The organism is Vreelandella sp. EE27 (assembly GCF_968206495.1).
On sequence record NZ_OZ309109.1, the window covers coordinates 2529893 to 2548683 of the forward strand.

At 59.0% G+C, this 18791-nt stretch carries 11 protein-coding genes; 4 read left to right on the plus strand and 7 right to left on the minus strand.

Annotated features, from left to right (window positions below):
• Positions 1 to 77: 77 nt before the first annotated feature.
• The 7 genes from ACWHVV_RS11940 to ACWHVV_RS11970 all read right to left on the minus strand — a co-directional run bounded on the left by ACWHVV_RS11940 (position 78) and on the right by ACWHVV_RS11970 (position 14575).
• The gene (locus ACWHVV_RS11940; RefSeq protein WP_447926442.1) at positions 78 to 6908 is read right to left on the minus strand and encodes a retention module-containing protein; all 6831 of its coding nucleotides are present in this window, start codon (positions 6906 to 6908) and stop codon (positions 78 to 80) included.
• A gap of 209 nt (positions 6909 to 7117) precedes the next feature.
• The gene (locus ACWHVV_RS11945; protein ID WP_447926443.1) at positions 7118 to 7747 is read right to left on the minus strand and encodes a helix-turn-helix domain-containing protein; all 630 of its coding nucleotides are present in this window, start codon (positions 7745 to 7747) and stop codon (positions 7118 to 7120) included.
• Positions 7747 to 9174 (minus strand): HlyD family type I secretion periplasmic adaptor subunit, encoded by a 1428-nt coding sequence (locus ACWHVV_RS11950; protein WP_447926444.1) that lies wholly within the window; start codon positions 9172 to 9174, stop codon positions 7747 to 7749. Before ACWHVV_RS11950 ends, ACWHVV_RS11945 begins: the two co-directional genes overlap by 1 nt.
• Entirely contained in the window at positions 9174 to 11348 is a 2175-nt protein-coding gene (locus tag ACWHVV_RS11955; protein WP_447926445.1) for a type I secretion system permease/ATPase, read from the minus strand. The genes ACWHVV_RS11950 and ACWHVV_RS11955 overlap by 1 nt, the downstream gene beginning before the upstream one ends.
• Positions 11349 to 11674: 326 nt before the next feature.
• A complete protein-coding gene (locus tag ACWHVV_RS11960; protein WP_447926446.1) occupies positions 11675 to 13180 on the minus strand; it encodes a TolC family outer membrane protein in 1506 nt (501 codons plus the stop codon).
• A 253-nt stretch (positions 13181 to 13433) separates the two neighbouring features.
• Positions 13434 to 14309 (minus strand): DMT family transporter, encoded by an 876-nt coding sequence (locus ACWHVV_RS11965; RefSeq protein WP_447926447.1) that lies wholly within the window; start codon positions 14307 to 14309, stop codon positions 13434 to 13436.
• Positions 14306 to 14575, minus strand: a complete 270-nt coding sequence (locus tag ACWHVV_RS11970; protein WP_447926448.1) for a SelT/SelW/SelH family protein — start codon at positions 14573 to 14575, stop codon at positions 14306 to 14308. The genes ACWHVV_RS11965 and ACWHVV_RS11970 overlap by 4 nt, the downstream gene beginning before the upstream one ends.
• 81 nt (positions 14576 to 14656) lie before the next feature.
• Between ACWHVV_RS11970 and ACWHVV_RS11975 the strand changes: the two genes are divergently transcribed.
• The 4 genes from ACWHVV_RS11975 (at position 14657) to ettA (ending at position 18734) form a co-directional block, all read left to right on the plus strand.
• Positions 14657 to 15970, plus strand: a complete 1314-nt coding sequence (locus tag ACWHVV_RS11975) for an MFS transporter (protein WP_447926449.1) — start codon at positions 14657 to 14659, stop codon at positions 15968 to 15970.
• Between the two features lie 171 nt (positions 15971 to 16141).
• Positions 16142 to 16576, plus strand: coding sequence for a PAS domain-containing protein (locus tag ACWHVV_RS11980; protein ID WP_447926450.1), 435 nt, complete (start codon positions 16142 to 16144; stop codon positions 16574 to 16576).
• 146 nt (positions 16577 to 16722) lie between these two features.
• Entirely contained in the window at positions 16723 to 16929 is a 207-nt protein-coding gene (locus ACWHVV_RS11985) for a PA3496 family putative envelope integrity protein (RefSeq protein WP_447529291.1), read from the plus strand.
• A gap of 143 nt (positions 16930 to 17072) precedes the next feature.
• Positions 17073 to 18734, plus strand: a complete 1662-nt coding sequence (ettA, locus tag ACWHVV_RS11990) for an energy-dependent translational throttle protein EttA (protein ID WP_447926451.1) — start codon at positions 17073 to 17075, stop codon at positions 18732 to 18734.
• The last annotated feature ends 57 nt before the right edge of the window (positions 18735 to 18791 follow it).

An 18791-nucleotide genomic window follows, 5' to 3' on the forward strand; every position in this document is an offset into this window, starting at 1 on the left:
AGCGACCAATCGCTCAGGGTTAAAAAAGGCCGCCTGACGGCGGCCCTTGATTTTACGCGGCATTACTGCTTGACGCCTTATTGGTCGATCTTCAGCTGGTTGTTCTCCAGCATGTACTGAATTACATCCTCGGCACCGCCGCCGCCAAAGTCGGAGAAGGATTTACCTTCCAGGCGCACCACTTGATCAGCATTATCCTCATTACCTTCAAGCTTACCTTCTGTGCTTAGGTAAAGGACCGTCGCATCATCCTCTTCGGCCGCCATGATGTACTGGCCAACCGTCTCCCTCGACTCGTCTTGCAGGAGTTCGCCAACGTCCAGGCTGTCGCCCTGATGGCCATTGAAGTCCATGACCCGGTCAGTCGCGGGCGCATCCTCACTCCCTTGGTCACCGAACTCCCACTTGAAGGTATCAGCGCCTGCTCCACCGTAGAGAATATCGTTACCGGGACCGCCAATGAGAATATCATCACCTCCCATGCCATAGAGGATGTCATCACCTTCGCCACCCAGCAACTTGTCGCTTCCTCCTTCAGTGCCTCCTATAAGACCAAACTCTTCATGGTTGTCGCTTATATACTTATGTATCTGTTGCGGCGTTAGCTGGTTAGAATCCTGCATTCCCAACTGACCCGCAATATAAGCCTTCATGGCGGGCAAGCCGTTACCTTCGATACCGTCGAACATGACTTGGTCACCGAAGATAATATCGTCTCCATCGCCTCCTTTGATGACATCATCGCCAGAGGGCAGCGTGGTGTTCTGACCAAGAATCGCATCGGCCAGATCCTCAGGATCGATATTGGCTTGTACGAAGCCGTCGGAATCGAAGTAGCCCAGCAGTTTCTCATTGATACTCGGCCCAATTCCAATGGCATTGACATCAGAGAGCCCATTGAGAAGCGCAAACGAGTCTAAAGCATTTTTGAATACATCCCCCGTTGTGCTACTGCCGTTACCCCCCAGTGAGGATATTTCATATCCTCCTTGGCCATCCGCGTTCACTTTGCCAATCACTTCAACGTTCCAGCCTGCTTTATGGTAATAGTTCCCTTCGGAGTATGACCATTTCAGCACATCGCCATTCTCTTTAATAACAGGGAGACTCTTACCGTAAGCCTGAACCGTATGAGTATCACCAGAGTGATAATCAATCGAATCAAGATCCAGCGTATGCAAGTTATAGCGGCCATAGGATATAACCGAGGCTTTGGTCGTCTCTCCCTGCTGGTAATAGGTTGGCGCGCCATCAGTAATAAAGTAAGTCAGATTCGTACCGGGATTACCTTTTACCTGCTCCCCATGGAACCAATTGGCCGTCGTTTTAAAAACGTCTTCGTAGTTGGTTCCGCGATCCCGCACGTACTTCATACCATCGAGCGCGCCTTGTAACTTGGCTAGCGCATCAGGATCTGATAGGTCGATGCTTAACGTCTTGCCTACTTGGGTATTGAAATCCGTCAGGAATATATTGACGGTACCGGCGTCATCGCCACTCGCACTAGCTTTCAGCGTTTTGAAAACTTCCGATAATGAGGCCTTGGCGTCTTCGATTCCCTTAACGCCCATACTGCTCGAGGTATCGACCATAAAGGCAATGTTGTAATCCGAGCCAGGGATAAGCTGCAGACCCGCTACATCACCTATGATGATGTCATTGCCATTCCCCCCCTCAATGCCATCATCACCTGGCGAGCCAATAATAATGTTGTATTGCTCGACGCCTGTACTCGCCGTGCTGGTCGCCTCATCGATTACGACAGGCTGGCCATTTTCGTCGATACCCGCGATCTCTTGTGACGTTGCACTGGCTACCACATCAAAGGCACCGGCACTCAACGGCACCTTCATCTGTAGCGCAAGATCGATCGGACGCTGGCCATCGTCATCCGGGTTAGTAACAAACCAGTTACCATCGCCCAGTTTGACAATATCCACACCGGCTTTGCTGGCCAGCGTAACGCCTTCAGGGATGCCTTTCAGCGTCACGCCCGAGAGCCGCTCACTACCGTCTGTGTCTACCAGCTTCGCAGATACATTCAGCTCGACGGTATCAAAACCTTCCTGAGTAATCGTCGTTTTGGCATCGCCTGGCATAAAGGTTTGGCCATCACCAAAGACCAGTCCCTTGATGTTATTGAGAACGATAGTCTGGCCGGTCGCCAAATCGGTAATTCGGCCGTCATAACCGGAGTTCTGATGCTTTTCACCAAGCGCCACCGAGTAGCTGCTGTAGGACTTGCTCAGGTAGATATAATCCTTGTCGTCTCCATCAATGGAATGAGCGGCCTGACCTCCTTTGACCAGCTTATCGAAATCACCCAACAGCGCTATTACGTCGGTGCCATAGGTGTTACTGGTACTGCCAGGATTTAAGTTTCCATCCTTAAAGGGCGGTTTAATAATTTGCCCATCGATGCCCGTCGCGGAAATGTCATCACCGCGAATCTCGATCATCACCTTGCCGTGCTTGACCGTGACGGTTGTTTCACGCTCGGAATCAATCGTTTTACCTAGCGCAATGGCCACGTCAGGTGCATCAGCAACCGGTTTAATATCGATGGTGAAGATGGCTTCTTCACCCTCGTTATGAGTATCCAGCGGTTTAAAGCCAAATTTAGCGTAGTCCGCCTGCTGATTACCTACGCCGTCACCGCCATAGTTATCAAAACCAGACTCATTGGGTTTGGGTACAAAACGTAACTCCCCTGCATCAATTTGAGCCTTGCTAAAGACATCATCTATTTCTATATCTTTCCAGCCATTGCCCTCTCGAGCCTGGAGCGTTCCATCCCCGGGTAGTCTGGTGACAAGAATACCCAAGTCAGTTTCCGATGAATCGCTGTCTGTGATATTGAAATGCTTCCACTTAAGCAGAAAGTCTTTGTGTCCAGCACTTGAGCTATCTTCTTTACCGATGGCATAGCCACCTTCAGATGAAGGAGCCATATCAACGTCATATTCGCGCTCGGCGTCGTCGCGGTAGTCGTTACCCGCCTCGTCGGTGCCGGTGACTTCCGCGTAAACGGTATCGTTGTCGGCCAAAACCGATCCCGGGACGTCGATGGCGTAGGTCAGGTTGCCATCGGCGTCGGCGGTGACCTCACCTTCGTAGGTGTTGTCGCCCACGGTCAGCGTGACGGTGTCGCCCGCCTGGGCGTCGCCGCCCACGGTGCCAGTGACCTTGACGTCGCCTTTCGCTTCCTCGCCGTTGATCACGTCATCGCCGGTGATCTTGTCGATGGTGATCTTGGCGCTGGCGTCGAGGTTGACGCTGTAGTCACGGCCGGTCTCGGCGCTGTAGTCGTTGCCTGCACTGTCCGTGCCGGTGACTTCGGCGTAAACGGTGTCGTTCTCGGCCAGCACGCTGCCGGGCACGTTGATCGCGTAGGTCTGATCTTCACCGGCGATGCCGGTGTAGCTATTGTCACCCACGGTCAACGTCACGGTATCGCCCGCCTGGGCGTCGCCGCCCACGGTGCCAGTGACCTTGACGTCGCCTTTCGCTTCCTCGCCGTTGATCACGTCATCGCCGGTGATCTTGTCGATGGTGATCTTGGCGCTGGCGTCGAGGTTGACGCTGTAGTCACGGCCGGTCTCGGCGCTGTAGTCGTTGCCTGCACTGTCCGTGCCGGTGACTTCGGCGTAAACGGTGTCGTTCTCGGCCAGCACGCTGCCGGGCACGTTGATCGCGTAGGTCTGATCTTCACCGGCGATGCCGGTGTAGCTATTGTCACCCACGGTCAACGTCACGGTATCGCCCGCCTGGGCGTCGCCGCCCACGGTGCCAGTGACCTTGACGTCGCCTTTCGCTTCCTCGCCGTTGATCACGTCATCGCCGGTGATCTTGTCGATGGTGATCTTGGCGCTGGCGTCGAGGTTGACGCTGTAGTCACGGCCGGTCTCAGCGCTGTAGTCGTTGCCTGCACTGTCCGTGCCGGTGACTTCGGCGTAAACGGTGTCGTTCTCGGCCAGCACGCTGCCGGGCACGTCGATGGCGTAGGTCTGATCTTCACCGACGATGCCGGTGTAGCTGTTGTCGCCCACGGTCAGTGTGACGGTGTCACCCGCTTGGGCGTCGCCGCCTACGGTGCCGGTGACCTTGACGTCGCCCTTCGCTTCCTCGCCGTTGATCACGTCATCGCCGGTAATCTTGTCGATGGTGATCTTGGCGCTGGCGTCGAGGTTGACGCTGTAGTCACGGTCGGCCTCGGCGCTGTAGTCGTTACCTGCGCTGTCGGTGCCGGTGACTTCGGCGTAAACGGTGTCGTTCTCGGCCAGCACGCTGCCGGGCACGTTGATCGCGTAGGTCTGATCTTCACCGACGATGCCGGTGTAGCTGTTGTCACCCACGGTCAGCGTCACGGTGTCGCCCGCCTGGGCGTCGCCGCCCACGGTGCCGGTGACGCGCACGTCGCCTTTCGCTTCCTCTCCGTTGATCACGTCATCGCCGGTAATCTGGTCGATGGTGATCTTGGCGCTGGCGTCGAGGTTGACGCTGTAGTCGCGATCCGTCTCGGCGCTGTAGTCGTTGCCTGCACTGTCGGTGCCGGTGACTTCGGCGTAAACGGTGTCGTTGTCGGCCAAAACCGATCCCGGGACGTCGATGGCGTAGGTCAGGTTGCCATCGGCGTCGGCGGTGACCTCACCTTCGTAGGTGTTGTCGCCCACGGTCACCGTCACGGTGTCGCCCGCCTGGGCGTCGCCGCCCACGGTGCCGGTGACGCGTACGTCGCCCTTCGTTTCTTCGCCGTTGATCACGTCATCGCCGGCGATCTTGTCGATGGTGATCTTGGCGCTGGCGTCGAGGTTGACGCTGTAGTCACGGCCGGTCTCGGCACTGTAGTCGTTACCCGCCTCGTCGGTGCCGGTGACTTCCGCATAAACGGTGTCGTTCTCGGCCAGCACGCTGCCGGGCACGTCGATGGCGTAGGTCAGGTTGCCATCGGCGTCGGCGGTGACCTCACCTTCGTAGGTGTTGTCGCCCACGGTCAGTGTGACGGTGTCACCCGCCTGGGCGTCGCCGCCCACGGTGCCGGTGACGCGCACGTCGCCCTCGGCTTCTTCGCCGTTGATCACGTCGTCACCGGCAATGGTGTCGATAGTGATCTTGGCGCTGGCGTCGAGGTTGACGCTGTAGTCACGGCCGGTCTCGGCGCTGTAGTCGTTACCTGCCTCGTCGGTGCCGGAGACTTCCGCGGTGACGGTATCGTTCTCGGCCAGCACGCTGCCGGGCACGTCGATGGCGTAGGTCAGGTTGCCTTCGACGTCGGCGGTGACCTCACCTTCGTAGGTGCTGTCGCCCACGGTCAGCGTGACGGTGTCGCCTGCCTGGGCGTCGCCGCCCACGGTGCCGGTGACGCGTACGTCGCCCTTCGCTTCCTCGCCGTTGATCACGTCATCGCCGGCAATGGTGTCGATAGTGATCTTGGCTTTTGGCTCATGAGGACCATCTGAATCCGGGTCCGTCGGATCGGTCGGGTCCGTGGGATCAGTCGGATCGGTCGGGTCCGTGGGATCAGTCGGGTCCGTCGGATCGGTCGGGTCCGTGGGATCAGTCGGGTCCGTCGGATCCGTGGGATCAGTCGGGTCCGTGGGATCGGTCGGGTCCGTGGGATCGGTCGGGTCCGTGGGATCAGTCGGGTCCGTGGGATCGGTCGGATCAGTCGGATCGGTCGGGTCCGTGGGATCGGTCGGGTCCGTAGGATCGGTCGGATCCGTGGGATCAGTCGGGTCCGTAGGATCGGTCGGGTCCGTCGGATCAGTCGGGTCCGTGGGATCGGTCGGATCCGTGGGATCAGTCGGGTCCGTGGGATCGGTCGGGTCCGTGGGATCGGTCGGGTCCGTGGGATCAGTCGGATCGGTCGGGTCCGTGGGATCAGTCGGATCCGTCGGGTCCGTGGGATCAGTCGGGTCCGTGGGATCAGTCGGGTCCGTGGGATCAGTCGGGTCCGTAGGATCGGTCGGATCCGTGGGATCCGTAGGATCGGTCGGGTCCGTCGGGTCCGTGGGATCGGTCGGGTCCGTCGGGTCCGTCGGGTCCGTGGGATCGGTCGGGTCCGTCGGATCGGTCGGGTCCGTGGGATCGGTCGGATCCGTGGGATCGGTCGGATCGGTCGGGTCCGTCGGATCGGTCGGGTCCGTGGGATCGGTCGGATCGGTCGGGTCCGTAGGATCAGTCGGGTCCGTAGGATCGGTCGGGTCCGTCGGATCGGTCGGATCAGTCGGGTCCGTCGGATCGGTCGGGTCCGTGGGATCAGTCGGATCCGTCGGGTCCGTGGGATCGGTCGGATCGGTCGGGTCCGTCGGATCAGTTGGGTCCGTGGGATCGGTCGGGTCCGTGGGATCAGTCGGGTCCGTAGGATCGGTCGGGTCCGTGGGATCGGTCGGGTCGATAGGCGGAGTGAGGCCGTCATCGGCATCATCCAGCTCGCTGCCAGAGAACTCGAAGAATGCCGGGGAGGCGCCCGCGGCGGGGCCTGCAGTGGAGAAACTTAACGGGCTAACGTCTTCGGAGATGCGCGCGACGCGCACGAAGCTGTGGCCTTCGCCGCCGCCACCCGCGGCGCCGCCTGCGGCGGTGGGGTCTAAAATATCGAGAAGGTCGGTATCCTCATCTTCGAGCGCCGCGAGCAGGGCTTCGATATCGTCATCGAGAACGCTGGCCTCGTCGCTGGTCACGATCGCATCGCTTTCAAGCTCGGGCGTAATGACTACTTCTTGGCCACCTTCTACCACATTGGCACCGGTGCCATCGGCAAAGTCCAGCTCTACTCGGCCACCGTCCGAGGTCATGAGCGTTTCACCCTCGTTAAGGGTGTCGCCAATGCGAACCTCGCGGATATTGCCCGCTGCGTCCACGACCCAGGCGTCGCCCGTGATGGAAATGACCGTTGCTGTTGCCATGAAGTAGTTCCCCGATAAACGTTAGTGGCCGCAGGCTCGTGGGTGGCACGAAGGGAGATGCGGCTTATAGCGCCATACTAGGGAAACAGAGGGGATAAACCTATTGTACCGATGGACAGGTAGTGCATTTATTTTAGCGCCCGCGGCCTGGGGGGCGCCGTGTTAAAACGGCGTAGCCGCGGGGGGAATCGGGCCGAAACGGCGACTATTTACCCAAAGGAGCGAGCTTCTGCATCGGCGGCGAGCTTCAGCATCAATTGTAGCCGGTCGCGCACTGCCAGCTTCTTGAAAATCGCGCTTAGGTGCGCTTTGACCGTGCGCTCGCTGATATCCAGCTGCCGGGCGATCTCCTTGTTACTCGCTCCGCTTGAAACCGCCTGGGCTACCGCTCGCTCGCGCTCGGTCAACAAGGCTAAATGCTGGTTTGAAAGCCCCCGTTCGGCGCCGCTTCGCTGCTGTAGTGCTTGGGCGGAGCCGCCCAAAACCCTGGACAGAAGCGACTGCCCCGCCCAAATGCCGTGATTGGTGACCACCAGCGCCACCTGCTCGAGCATCGCCGGTGCGGAAAGCGTATGCGCGTAGCCGCGGGCGCCGTGGTCGAGGGCCTGCAGGGCCTCACGGTCGTCGGCGGCGTAGCTCAACACCACCACCACGGCGCCTTTTTGCGTAATTGTGCCAATCAGCGCTGGCCAGTCGTTGACCGTAGTAACCAGCCATACCACATCGCCGGTATCGACGGCGCCAACCCCGCTATCCGGGGTAAGTACTGCGGCATTGGGGAACGCCTCCTGCCAGCGCGCCTTCAATATCCCATCCGCCGTTAAAAATAGATGTTTCATTAGCGCTCTCCCATTGAGTCACGCCACGCTCTTAAAACGGGCTTGAGCAAAAACTGCATGACCGTTCGTTTGCCCGTCACTATATCGACTTGCGCGGTCATGCCAGGAATGACCTGCAGCCGCTGCGCCACGTCCTCGTCTTGCAAACTCCGCACCCGTACCAGATAGAAGGTGTTGCCATCGTCATCGGTAATCGTATCGGCGCTGATATGCTCGAGTTCGGCTTGAAGCCCGCCGTAAATGGCGTAGTCGTAGGCGGTTAATTTGATAGTGGAGGCCTGCCCCGGGTGCAAGAAGGCGATATCCTGGGGCGCAATACGCGCCTCGACCAGCAGTTGATCATCGCTTGGAATAATTTCGACCACTTCTTGCCCGGGCTGGGCGACCCCACCGATGGTGTTGATGTGAATACGCTGAATGACCCCATCCACTGGCGAGCGAATTTCGGTTAGCCGTACGCGGTCCTGCAAACCGGTGCCCGACTGCTGAAGCGCGTTCAGATCGCCCACGGTTTGCGCCAGATTGCTGCGCCACTCGCTGCGTCGTTCGGCGCTTAGTTCGCGAAGCTGGGTCTGCGACTCTTCGACCGCCGCCTGAAGCCGCGCTACCGAAGCGTCCGCTTGATTGCGATCGCCGGTCGCCCGGGACACCTCGCGCTCGAGGCGCAATACTTCTACTTCCGATACCGCGCCTGAAGAAAGTAGCGGCCGCGTCAGGTTCAGCTCCTGGCTTGCCATACTGGCTTCACGACCGGCGGTGTCGCGACGGGCCTGGGCTTCTCTTAGCTCTTCCCGGCGCTGGCGAACGCGGTCTTCCAGTACGTTCTCCTGCTCGCGAAGCTCTTCGATACTACTCTCGTAGGCCTCGCGCTCCTGAGACACGATCCCGGGCACTTCTTGAAGAAGCTCCTCAGAAGGTTCGAATTCGGTGCCGGTCGCCAGCGCGCGAAGCCGCTCGCTACGCGCTTCGAGCGCGTAGCGCTGAGCACGGTTTTCGCGAAAATCGGACACAAACCGGGTAGGGTCGATCTGCATGAGCACTTCGCCAGCGCTAACGACCTGGCCTTCGCGCACGTTGATCTGCTCGACCACGCCGCCATCAAAGGACTGAATACGCTGAAGGTGACTTGCAGGTATTACCCGGCCGGTACCTCGGGTCACTTCGTCGATCTGGGCGAAGTACGCCCACACCAGCACGGCAATAAACGCAAGCAAGGTGACGTAGAGAAAGAGCCGCGCGCGAATGGGCTCTTGCTGCATACGCGCCCAGTCGGTATCGCTTGCCCAGTCCCGATTGAGGTGGGCAGAACTCACCCGGCGGGCGAACAGCCGGTCCATAAAAGGGCGAAAGGGCTTTTGGCCCTTTTCAGAGAAACGGCCGATCGCTTCGAACCCTTTTTGCTCGGTGGTAGAGGACTTTTTCGCCATTATGAGGCCCTCCCGATCTGCCCGTTGCGCAGCGCCTCGACCACGCTATCCCGCGGGCCATCGGCCACGACCTTACCCGCATCCATCACGATGATGCGGTCGACCAGCGACAGCAGCGAGGTACGATGGGTCACCACCAGCACGGTTTTCCCCTCGGAAATGCGGGTCAGGTTCGCCTTGAACGTCTCTTCACTGGCGTTATCCATAGCGCTGGTGGGCTCATCGAGCAGCAGTACCGGCGGGTCTTGTACCACGGCGCGGGCAATGGCGACCGCCTGCTTCTGCCCGCCGGAAAGCGCCTGGCCGCGCTCACCCACCTGTAAATCCACCCCTTGAGGATGACTGTTCACCAGGGATTCGAGCCCGGCGATTTTGATCGCCCGTAACAACGCATGATCGTCGACTCGGTCACTTCCGCCGCCGGCCACGATATTGTCGCGAAGCGAGCCGGCAAAAAGGCTTACCTCTTGCGGCACGTAGCCGATATGGCGCCTTAACTGCAGCGGATCCAACTGCCGGATATCCACCCCATCGAGCATCACCGCGCCAGCGCTTGGCTGATAGAACCCTAAAAGCAGCTTGTTGAGCGACGACTTGCCACAGCCGACACGCCCCAGAAGCGCGACCTTTTCGCCCTCCTTGATCGTCATCGACACGTCACGTAGCGCATCGCGCTCTTCGTTGGGGTAGCGCAACGTGACTTTTTCGAGCTGAAGGTGGCCGGCCACACTCGGTTTCTCGACGTAGGCTTTGCCTTCGTGGCGCTCCTCTTTTTTCTCCATGACCCGATTGAGCGACTCGAGCGCCGTAGAGGACTGATGGTACTGGGCCAGCAGCGCGGCGGCCTGGCTAATCGGCGCCATCGCCCGGGAAGAGAGCATGTAGCTTGCAATCAGCCCGCCCTGGGTCAGGTTGCCTTCGATGATTTGATAGACCCCCACGATGATGACGCACACCGCCACGCTGTTCTGCGCCCAGAGCGCCACGCTCGACACCGAGGAGCTGACCAGCTTTAGCTGCGCGCCGGTGCGCGATAAAAAGGCCGAGGCTTTTTCCCAATGACGCTGAATGCGGCTCTCGGCGCGCAGCGCCTTGACGTTCTCGAGCTGAGACACCGACTCGACCAACAGCGCGTTGCGCTGGGCCCCCACCTCCCAGGTGGTTTCGGAGAGCTGGTGCAGCTTGCCCTGCGCGCCCAGCGCGTACAGCAGAACAAAGAGGATCCCCACGATAACCGGCAACACAAGCCACGGATTGATGAGCGCGATGATGCCCACGAACATGAGCACGAAAGGCAGGTCGACGATACCGACGATAGTGGCCGAGCCAATAAAGGCGCGTACTGATTCGAACGACTGCAGCGTCGATGTAAACGAGCCCGTAGACGCCGGGCGCTCTTCAAGGCGCATCCCTAGCACCTTCGCCATGATCGCCGAGGAGAGTTTCACGTCCGCCCGGCTTGCCGCTAAATCGACAAAGGCGCTGCGCATTAGACGAAGCGCCAAATCGAAGCACAGCACGATAAACACGCCCGCCGCCATCACCCAAAGCGTCTCGGTTGCCTGGTTGGGCACCACGCGATCATAGACGTTAAGGATGAAAAGCGGCATGGCCAGCGCAAAGACGTTGATCGCAATCGACCCGCTGATGATGTCGCGGTAAAGACGGCGGTTTTCCTTGATGACGCCCCAGAACCAGTGCTGGTCGCGCTTTTTCTTGACGCCGGGTTCAGTGCTGTTGTCGGCCTGAAACCTGGGCCGGACATAAATCGCCTCGCCGCTGTACCCACCGTTGAGCTCGTCGAGTGCCACCTCGACGGCGGACTCGGAAAGTTCCGGGAAGATGACGCTGGCTTTTTGCTTTTGAGTGTCCAGTGCCAAAAGCACACAAGCGCGCCCCGGCTCCAGCAGGAGCACGGCGGGAAAAAGCGAAGGATTGAGCCCCAGCAAAGGGCTTTTAACGATGCGCGCCGTCAGGCCAGCACGGTGCGCGGCGCGGCCAAAAACCGACGGGGTGAGGTTCCCTTGCTCCAAAGGCAAGCCCGCCTTGAGCGCCTCCGAAGATACCTCGTGCTGATGATAGGAGGCGATCGCTTTCAAGCATTCAAGAAGCTCATCGCCCGCGCGCTCGTGAGATTGGGTACTGGTAGAGACGACCTGCTTTTGCTGAGCCACTAAAACCTAATCTCCTATCCGTCGGTTTACCGCGAGGTCGAGTCATCGCTGAAAGGTGAAACATCGAGCGCTCAACGTTAGGCGCCTTATACCTTACACCCAGCGCCCTAATTTTTTTGAGCCATCTCGCTATATTTAATCTTAAAGTGCTCTTTTCAAAGGCCGTAAAAAGACCCCCCAATCCGTTTATTTCCCTCGAAGACCGAAAGCTTTCAGCGGCGTTAAGGCGCACTGGTCACTCGGGTAGAGAAAAAGCCGCAGACCGGTACACGGCGGGGTGTGCAGTGTACCGGCCATACGTACAAGGGATCAGCGCTGGGCGCTGGTTACTCTGCCGGATACGCCGTCGGGTAATCCGAGGAAGAGGCCGAAATACCGCGTGTGAAATCGTCCAGCGTAAAGCCACTGGGGCCGTTAACGGCACAGGTATCGGCGGAGCTTAGCGTCGTACCTTCATAGTCGAGCTCGGCAAGGCTTGGGATATCGTCACGGGTCACGTTGAGGGTTTGCATGAGCTGGCCCATCGACGCAAGTGTACGCGCGTGAGCAAGGGTCAAATCAAACTCGGCGTTGGCGTAGGCGCGGCTGGCTTCGAAGTACTCGTTCTCACTGTCGAGAACGTCCAACAAGGTGCGCTGACCGATATCGAACTGCTGCTGATAGGCACCCCGCACGCGGTCAATGGACTGACGGTGCTCGTTGAGGTAGCTAAGCTGTTCGCGCAGACGCTGGGTATCGTTATAGGCGATCTGTGTGGTTTGGCGCACGTTGGTACAGGCAAGCTCGCGCTGGCTCTGCGCCTGTTCGATCCGCGAAGCGGCCGCGTCGAAGGTTGCCCGGTCCGCCCCACCCCGGTAAAGATTCATGCTCGCCACGAGCTGAATGCTGTGTTCGTCGCTACGCCCGGTGAGATTATCATCGTTATTGGTGCCGGTACGTCCTTGAATATCCAGGCGCGGCATATAACCGGCGCGTGCGCTTTCCTGCTCGGCACGGGCCACGGCGATATTCTCCATCGCCGCCTGGAAATCCGGGTTACCTTCGAAGGCCATTCTAACGGCCTGAGCTACATCCGCCGGCAAATCCGCCGCCAGCGAAGGTACCGGCGTCATGTTTTGAGCGGGAAGCTCACCGACGACACGCTGATAGCGCGCGGTCACATCGTGAAGATTGGACGCTTCCGACATCAGGTTGGATTCGGCGAGCGCCAGACGGCCGCTGATTTGCTCCAGATCGACCCCGCGCCCAGCGCCGGAAAGCGTGCGCTCTTCGATCTGACCGAAAACGCGCTGGTGCTGGCGGTAATTATCCTGGGCCAGGCGCACCAGCTCACGATAGCGAAGGACGTCGATATAGCTGCCAAATGCCTCGAGCGCGACCTCTTCGCTTGCGCCCAAAAGCTCGAAATAAGCGACCAAGCGGGCCCGGTCCAGGCGCTCCACGTCACTGCGGGTAGCAAAACCGTCAAAGACCATTTGCGACAGCGTCAGCTCGGCAAAATCGCTGCTGTAGCTGCCTCGCCCGTCGTTTTCCCGGTCCTGACGCCCTACGCCGGCGCGCACATCGATGGTCGGCAAATAACCACCCTGGGCGGCCCGGATATCGCTTCCCGACGCGTTGAAACTCGCCCAGGCCGCGTTGACCTGCGGGTTGGTGATGATGGTTTGTTGAATGGCGCTCGGCAAATCCGTGGACCCCGGCGCGTAGAGGCTGGCAGGTAGCGACTGCGCTAGCGCAGAAAGCGGCAGACACGCAAGCGTTGTTAACGTAATGGGGCGAAACGCACGCGCTGAAAACAGATACTTTAATTTCATTGTTACGTTGTCTTTCATATCCATGGATCCCTGTTGAGCGTTCCACTCTTACGATGAAACTCTTGCGATGACATCGTGGCGTACTCTGCCACTTCTCCGGCACCTGTTTGTTGCGCGGCGTCAAGATCTGGCGCTTGGCTTATGATTCTACGACCGGAAAGAGCAGCCTCGATAACCTGGCTTAAGTTAATAGCATTAACGATTAAGGCAACATATCAGAACAAAAGTCACAAAACTTTACAATAAGAATCTAAAAAACACGCTCTTTTAATCAGTCTTTTTCACCACTTTGTACCTGCTGCAAGGCAAGACCGCCTAAAATCAGCCCAAGCCCCGCGAAAGTAGATACCAAAAGCGGCTCTCCCACGACCACGTGCAGCAACAAAAGCGATACCGGCGGCGAGAGGAAAATCAGGTTGGACACCTTGGCCGTTCGCGACACCTTGTGCACCGCCACCTGCCAGAATATGAAGGCGATCCCCATCTCAAAAAGGCCGACGTAGACACCGGCGCCCAATGCAGGCAAGCCGTGCCACTGCACCCCCGGACCTAAAAGTAGTAGAAACGTCAGCACTGGCAAGCCAATACTAAAATTTTGCCACTGACCGACCAACGGCTCCCGCGCATCGCGGGCGTTCAAAAGCCAATAAAGCGCCCAGATAAGCGTGGAACAAAGCGCCAGCACGACGCCCAGCGGATCCTCGAAGGCCAGATTGAAAACCTGCCCGCGCGTTGCAATGACCCACACACCGGCGTAAGCCACGCCGCCCGCCGCCACGTCCCATCGCGTCAAGCGCTGGCCCAGAAGGGGCACGGCCAAAAGTGCCATGGCCAGCCCCCAGGTATAGTTGAGCGCCATGGCCTCCTGGCCTGGCAAACGGTCGTAGGCGGCAAACAGTACCAGGTAATAGGCCACCGGGTTCATCAGCCCGGCCCAGGCCGCGGTTTTCCACCCGTTTTTCAGCTTGCCCATGTGGCCACGCTTGATGACCAGCGCCCCCATCAGCATCCAGGAGACCAGCGCGGCGATCCACATAAGCTCCAGCGGGCTCATGTAACTCAACGCCACCTTGAAGGCCGTCGCCACCGTCGACCAAAGCGCAACCGCCCCTAACCCGAATGCGATTGCCTGGCGGTCCTGATTCATCGGTCGATATGCCCAAGATCCCGGGCCGGGTCGATCCTGTCGCGCACGCGTTTTTTGAGTTCCTTGCTATCCGGGAAGCCGTCGTCACGCTTGCGCTCCCAGATCAACTCGTCGTCGCACCAGATCTCGAACGTGCCACCGTGGGAAGGCGACAGCGCCACTTCATCGAGCTGCTCGCCAAAGGTTGAAAGAAGTTCCTGAGCGTACCAGGCACTGCGGAGAAGCCACTGACATTGCGTGCAGTAGCGGATATGTAGTCGCGGCATTATGTCGGCCTCGAGTGCTTTAACCTGCGGTGGTAAAACGGCATTCTGTCACCTTGTATTAATAACTGCCAAGGAACCGCGATGGCCGAGCAGCCCATTTCCCAAACCCGACTGTTCGAATGGTTGACCGGCGATGACGATAGCCGAATGTGTCAGGACATACCGGAACAGGCGTGCCACGAGCAGCCGCGCAACTTCTTTTTGCATCTGTTTGCAGCGCTAGGCAATAAGCTGGCCGACGAGCTCTCGAGCGCACGGCTGGTGCTCCCCTGGCTCATGGGCCTCATGGGCGCGCCGATATGGATGGTCGGGTTTTTGGTTCCCATCCGTGAAGCCGGCGCCCTGCTTCCGCAGATATTCGTGGCCGGTTTCATCAGGCCCCAACCCAGGCGCAAATGGATATGGGCCGCCGGGGCCGTGCTTCAAGGGGTGTGCGCGTTCTGCTTAGCGTTACTGGCCCTTTGGGGCAGTGGTTCGCTGGGCGGGGCACTAGTGCTTGGCGTGCTGGTGCTGCTTTCCCTCGCCCGGGGCATCTCTTCCATTGCCACCAAGGATGTAATGGGTAAAACCATCGCCAAACGCCGCCGCGGCACGCTCATGGGCTATAGCGGTAGCGTCGCCGGTGCCACCACCCTCGCCGCCGGCGGCGTATTGATGCTGTTTAACGAAAGTCCCGGCCAGTGGGCGCTGGCCACGCTGCTCGCCGTCGCAGCCCTTGGCTGGCTACTCAATGCCTTTTGTGTGGCGCGCATCAAGGAAGAACCCGGCGCGGTAGGGGGCGGCGAAAATGCCTGGCAGAGCATCAAGTACGGGTTTTCGCTTTTAAAAACCGACCGCACCTTTTTGCACTTCAACGTTTCCCGCGCGTTATTGCTCTCGAGCGCCCTGGCGCTTCCCTACATCGCGCTGCTCGGCCAACAGCAAAGCGGTACCGGCCTGGGCAGTCTGGGCTTTTTGGTCGTCTTGTCAGGGCTGGCGGCGATGGTTGCTAGCCCGGTATGGGGCAGGCTTGCCGACCAATCCAGCCGCCGCGTCATGGGCTACGCCGCCCTGGGCACGACGCTTTGCTGCCTGCTGGGCGCAAGCCTTGTGTGGGTGGGCGGTGAATGGACGCAAAGCATCGTGCCCTACGCCGTCGTCTATGCGCTGCTGGTGATCATTCACCATGGCGTGCGCCTTGGCCGCAAGACTTACCTGGTCGATATCGCCAATCAGGATAATCGTGCGCTTTACGTGGCGCTCTCCAATACGCTGACCGGTGTCTTGATGCTTGCCGTGGGGGGGCTGGTGGGCGCACTGGCGCAGTGGCTAGGCAGTGCCCTACTGCTGCTCGTACTGGCATTCACGGCGTTTTGCGCCATACTCAGCGCCTACCGGCTGCCCGAGGTCGAATGAGCCCTCCCAGGCGCGCATTGGCGTGCCCGCTCATTGGATAAGAGAGGATAATTTGCCACCGCCAGCGTTGCTGCCTATGTTAATGCTGTTTGGCGTGTTTAAGTACCGTTGATTCCCGCGCTGACGTACAGCGCCATGGCAACGGAAGAGCGATTAGCAACAGGATTTTTTATGAAACGATCTCCTTTAATCAACCCTGAATTACTCGAGCGCATTGTAGATGCATCCGACGACGGCATCGTCGTGTCCGAGCAGGAAGGCGATGAAAATATTCTCATCTATGTCAATAAAGGCTTTGAACGCCTGACGGGCTACACCGCCGATGAAATTCTTTATCGGGACTGTCGCTTTCTGCAAAACGATGACCGCGACCAGGACGCCCTTGACCGGATCCGCGAGGCGCTCAAAAGCGGTCGCCCCTCTCGCGAGGTGCTGCGCAACTACCGCAAGGACGGCACCATGTTCTGGAACGAGCTCTCCATCACGCCGGTATTCGATGAAAGCGATAACCTGATGTATTGCGTCGGCGTTCAAAAAGACGTCTCCGAGCGCGTCGAGGCCCAACGGGCCCTTTCTGATCTGCAAAAACAGCAGGAAAGCGCCTGATCCACCCCGCCTGCATTTAAAGCTTGAACTTCAATCCAAGCGGCGTTATACAGCGCCTAAGCGCAGTGGTGCGCTGGGCGCTTAGCCAACGTTTAGCGCTAAGCCTATAAAACGCCGGTACGCCGGCTTGGGTTGGAGGGCATCTCATGAGCCGTGACCCCTTGAATCGCGATACGTTTAGCACTGCAAATCTCGAGGCCGACGATTTCGAAAGCCTGGATGCAGTCAACGACGAGCAGTACGGCAAGCAAAAGCCCAGCAAGGGCGATACCCTGCGCGCACGCCGCCAGGTAGAGGCCTGGCTTGAAGAGCGTAATCTCAAGCGGGCTATCGAAGACGACTGGAACGACTAGGCACAAGAGCGCCCTTTTAGCGTCTTCACGGCACCAAGCGATAACGTTGGCCGCCCTCTTTCTGGCCTTTACTCGCTCGGGGCACTATCATTTACGCCCGCATCTTTTTTTGATCACCCTGTTCAACAACCTAACGGATTTCCATGGCGCAATACGTATTCACCATGAACCGGGTTGGCAAAGTCGTGCCGCCCAAAAAACAAATTCTCAAGGATATCTCGCTGTCGTTTTTCCCTGGCGCCAAGATCGGCGTGCTGGGTTTGAACGGCGCGGGTAAATCCACACTGCTGCGCATTATGGCCGGTGTCGATACAGAGTTTGAAGGTGAAGCTCGCCCGATGCCTGGCATTAACGTGGGTTACCTCCCTCAGGAGCCGCAGCTCGACGACGAGAAAAACGTTCGCGACACCGTCGAAGAGGCCCTGGGCGAGCTAAAAGCCGCTCAGGAGAAACTCGATGCGGTCTACGCCGCCTACGCCGAGCCCGACGCGGACTTCGACGCCCTGGCAAGCGAGCAGGCGCGCTTGGAGAACATGATCGAGGCCGCGGACGCGCACAACATCGAGCGTAAGCTGGAAGTGGCCGCCGAAGCCCTTCGCCTGCCGCCCTGGGAGGCGAAAGTAGGCACTCTCTCCGGCGGTGAGCGCCGCCGTGTCGCCCTTTGCCGCTTGCTGCTTTCCAACCCGGACATGCTGCTGCTCGACGAGCCCACCAACCACTTGGACGCCGAGTCCGTGGCTTGGCTCGAGCGCTTTTTGCACGACTACAGCGGCACCGTCGTGGCGATCACCCACGACCGCTACTTCCTGGACAACGTGGCGGGCTGGATTCTCGAGCTCGACCGCGGCCAGGGCATTCCTTTCGAAGGCAACTACTCCCAGTGGCTCGAGCAAAAAGAGCAGCGCCTGACCCAGGAAGCCAAACAGGAAGCCTCGCGCCAGAAAGCGATCAAGCAGGAACTCGAGTGGGTACGCAGTAACGCCAAGGGTCGTCAGGCCAAGAGCAAGGCGCGTCTCAACCGCTTCGAAGAAATGCAGTCCGGCGACTTCCAAAAGCGCAACGAAACCAACGAGATCTATATTCCGCCCGGCCCGCGCCTGGGGGACAAGGTCATCGAGTTTCACAACGTGACCAAGCGCTTCGACGACAAGCTCCTCTACCAGGATCTTTCCTTTACCGTACCGCCAGGCGCGATCATCGGTATCGTCGGCGGCAACGGCGCGGGTAAATCGACGCTGTTCAAGCTGATCACCGGCAAGGAGCAGCCCGACGAAGGCGAAGTGGTCATTGGTAACACGGTCGATATCGCCTACGTCGAACAGCTGCGCGACGCTCTGGACGACAAACAGACCGTTTGGGAAGCCGTCTCCGATGGTCAGGATATCCTGAACATCAACGGCTACGAGGTGTCCTCCCGCGCCTATGTGGGTCGCTTCAACTTCAAGGGCAACGACCAGCAAAAACGCCTCAGCGAGCTTTCCGGCGGCGAACGCGGTCGCCTGCAATTGGCGCAAACGCTCAAGCAAGGCGCCAACGTTCTGCTGCTCGATGAGCCCTCGAACGACCTGGATATCGAAACCCTACGCGCCCTGGAAGAGGCACTGCTCGCCTTCCCGGGCTGTGCAATCGTGATCTCTCACGACCGTTGGTTTTTGGACCGGATCGCTACGCACATCCTGGCCTTCGAAGGCGAATCGGAAGTGGTGTTCTTCGACGGTAACTACACCGACTACGAAGAAGACCACAAAAAACGCGTCGGCAACGACACGCCCAAGCGGATGAAGTACAAGCGTATCGACGCCTGAGCACCGGTTTTTTTGTACGAAGTCGTGGCACAAAAAAGCCCCTGTAAAGGGGCTTTT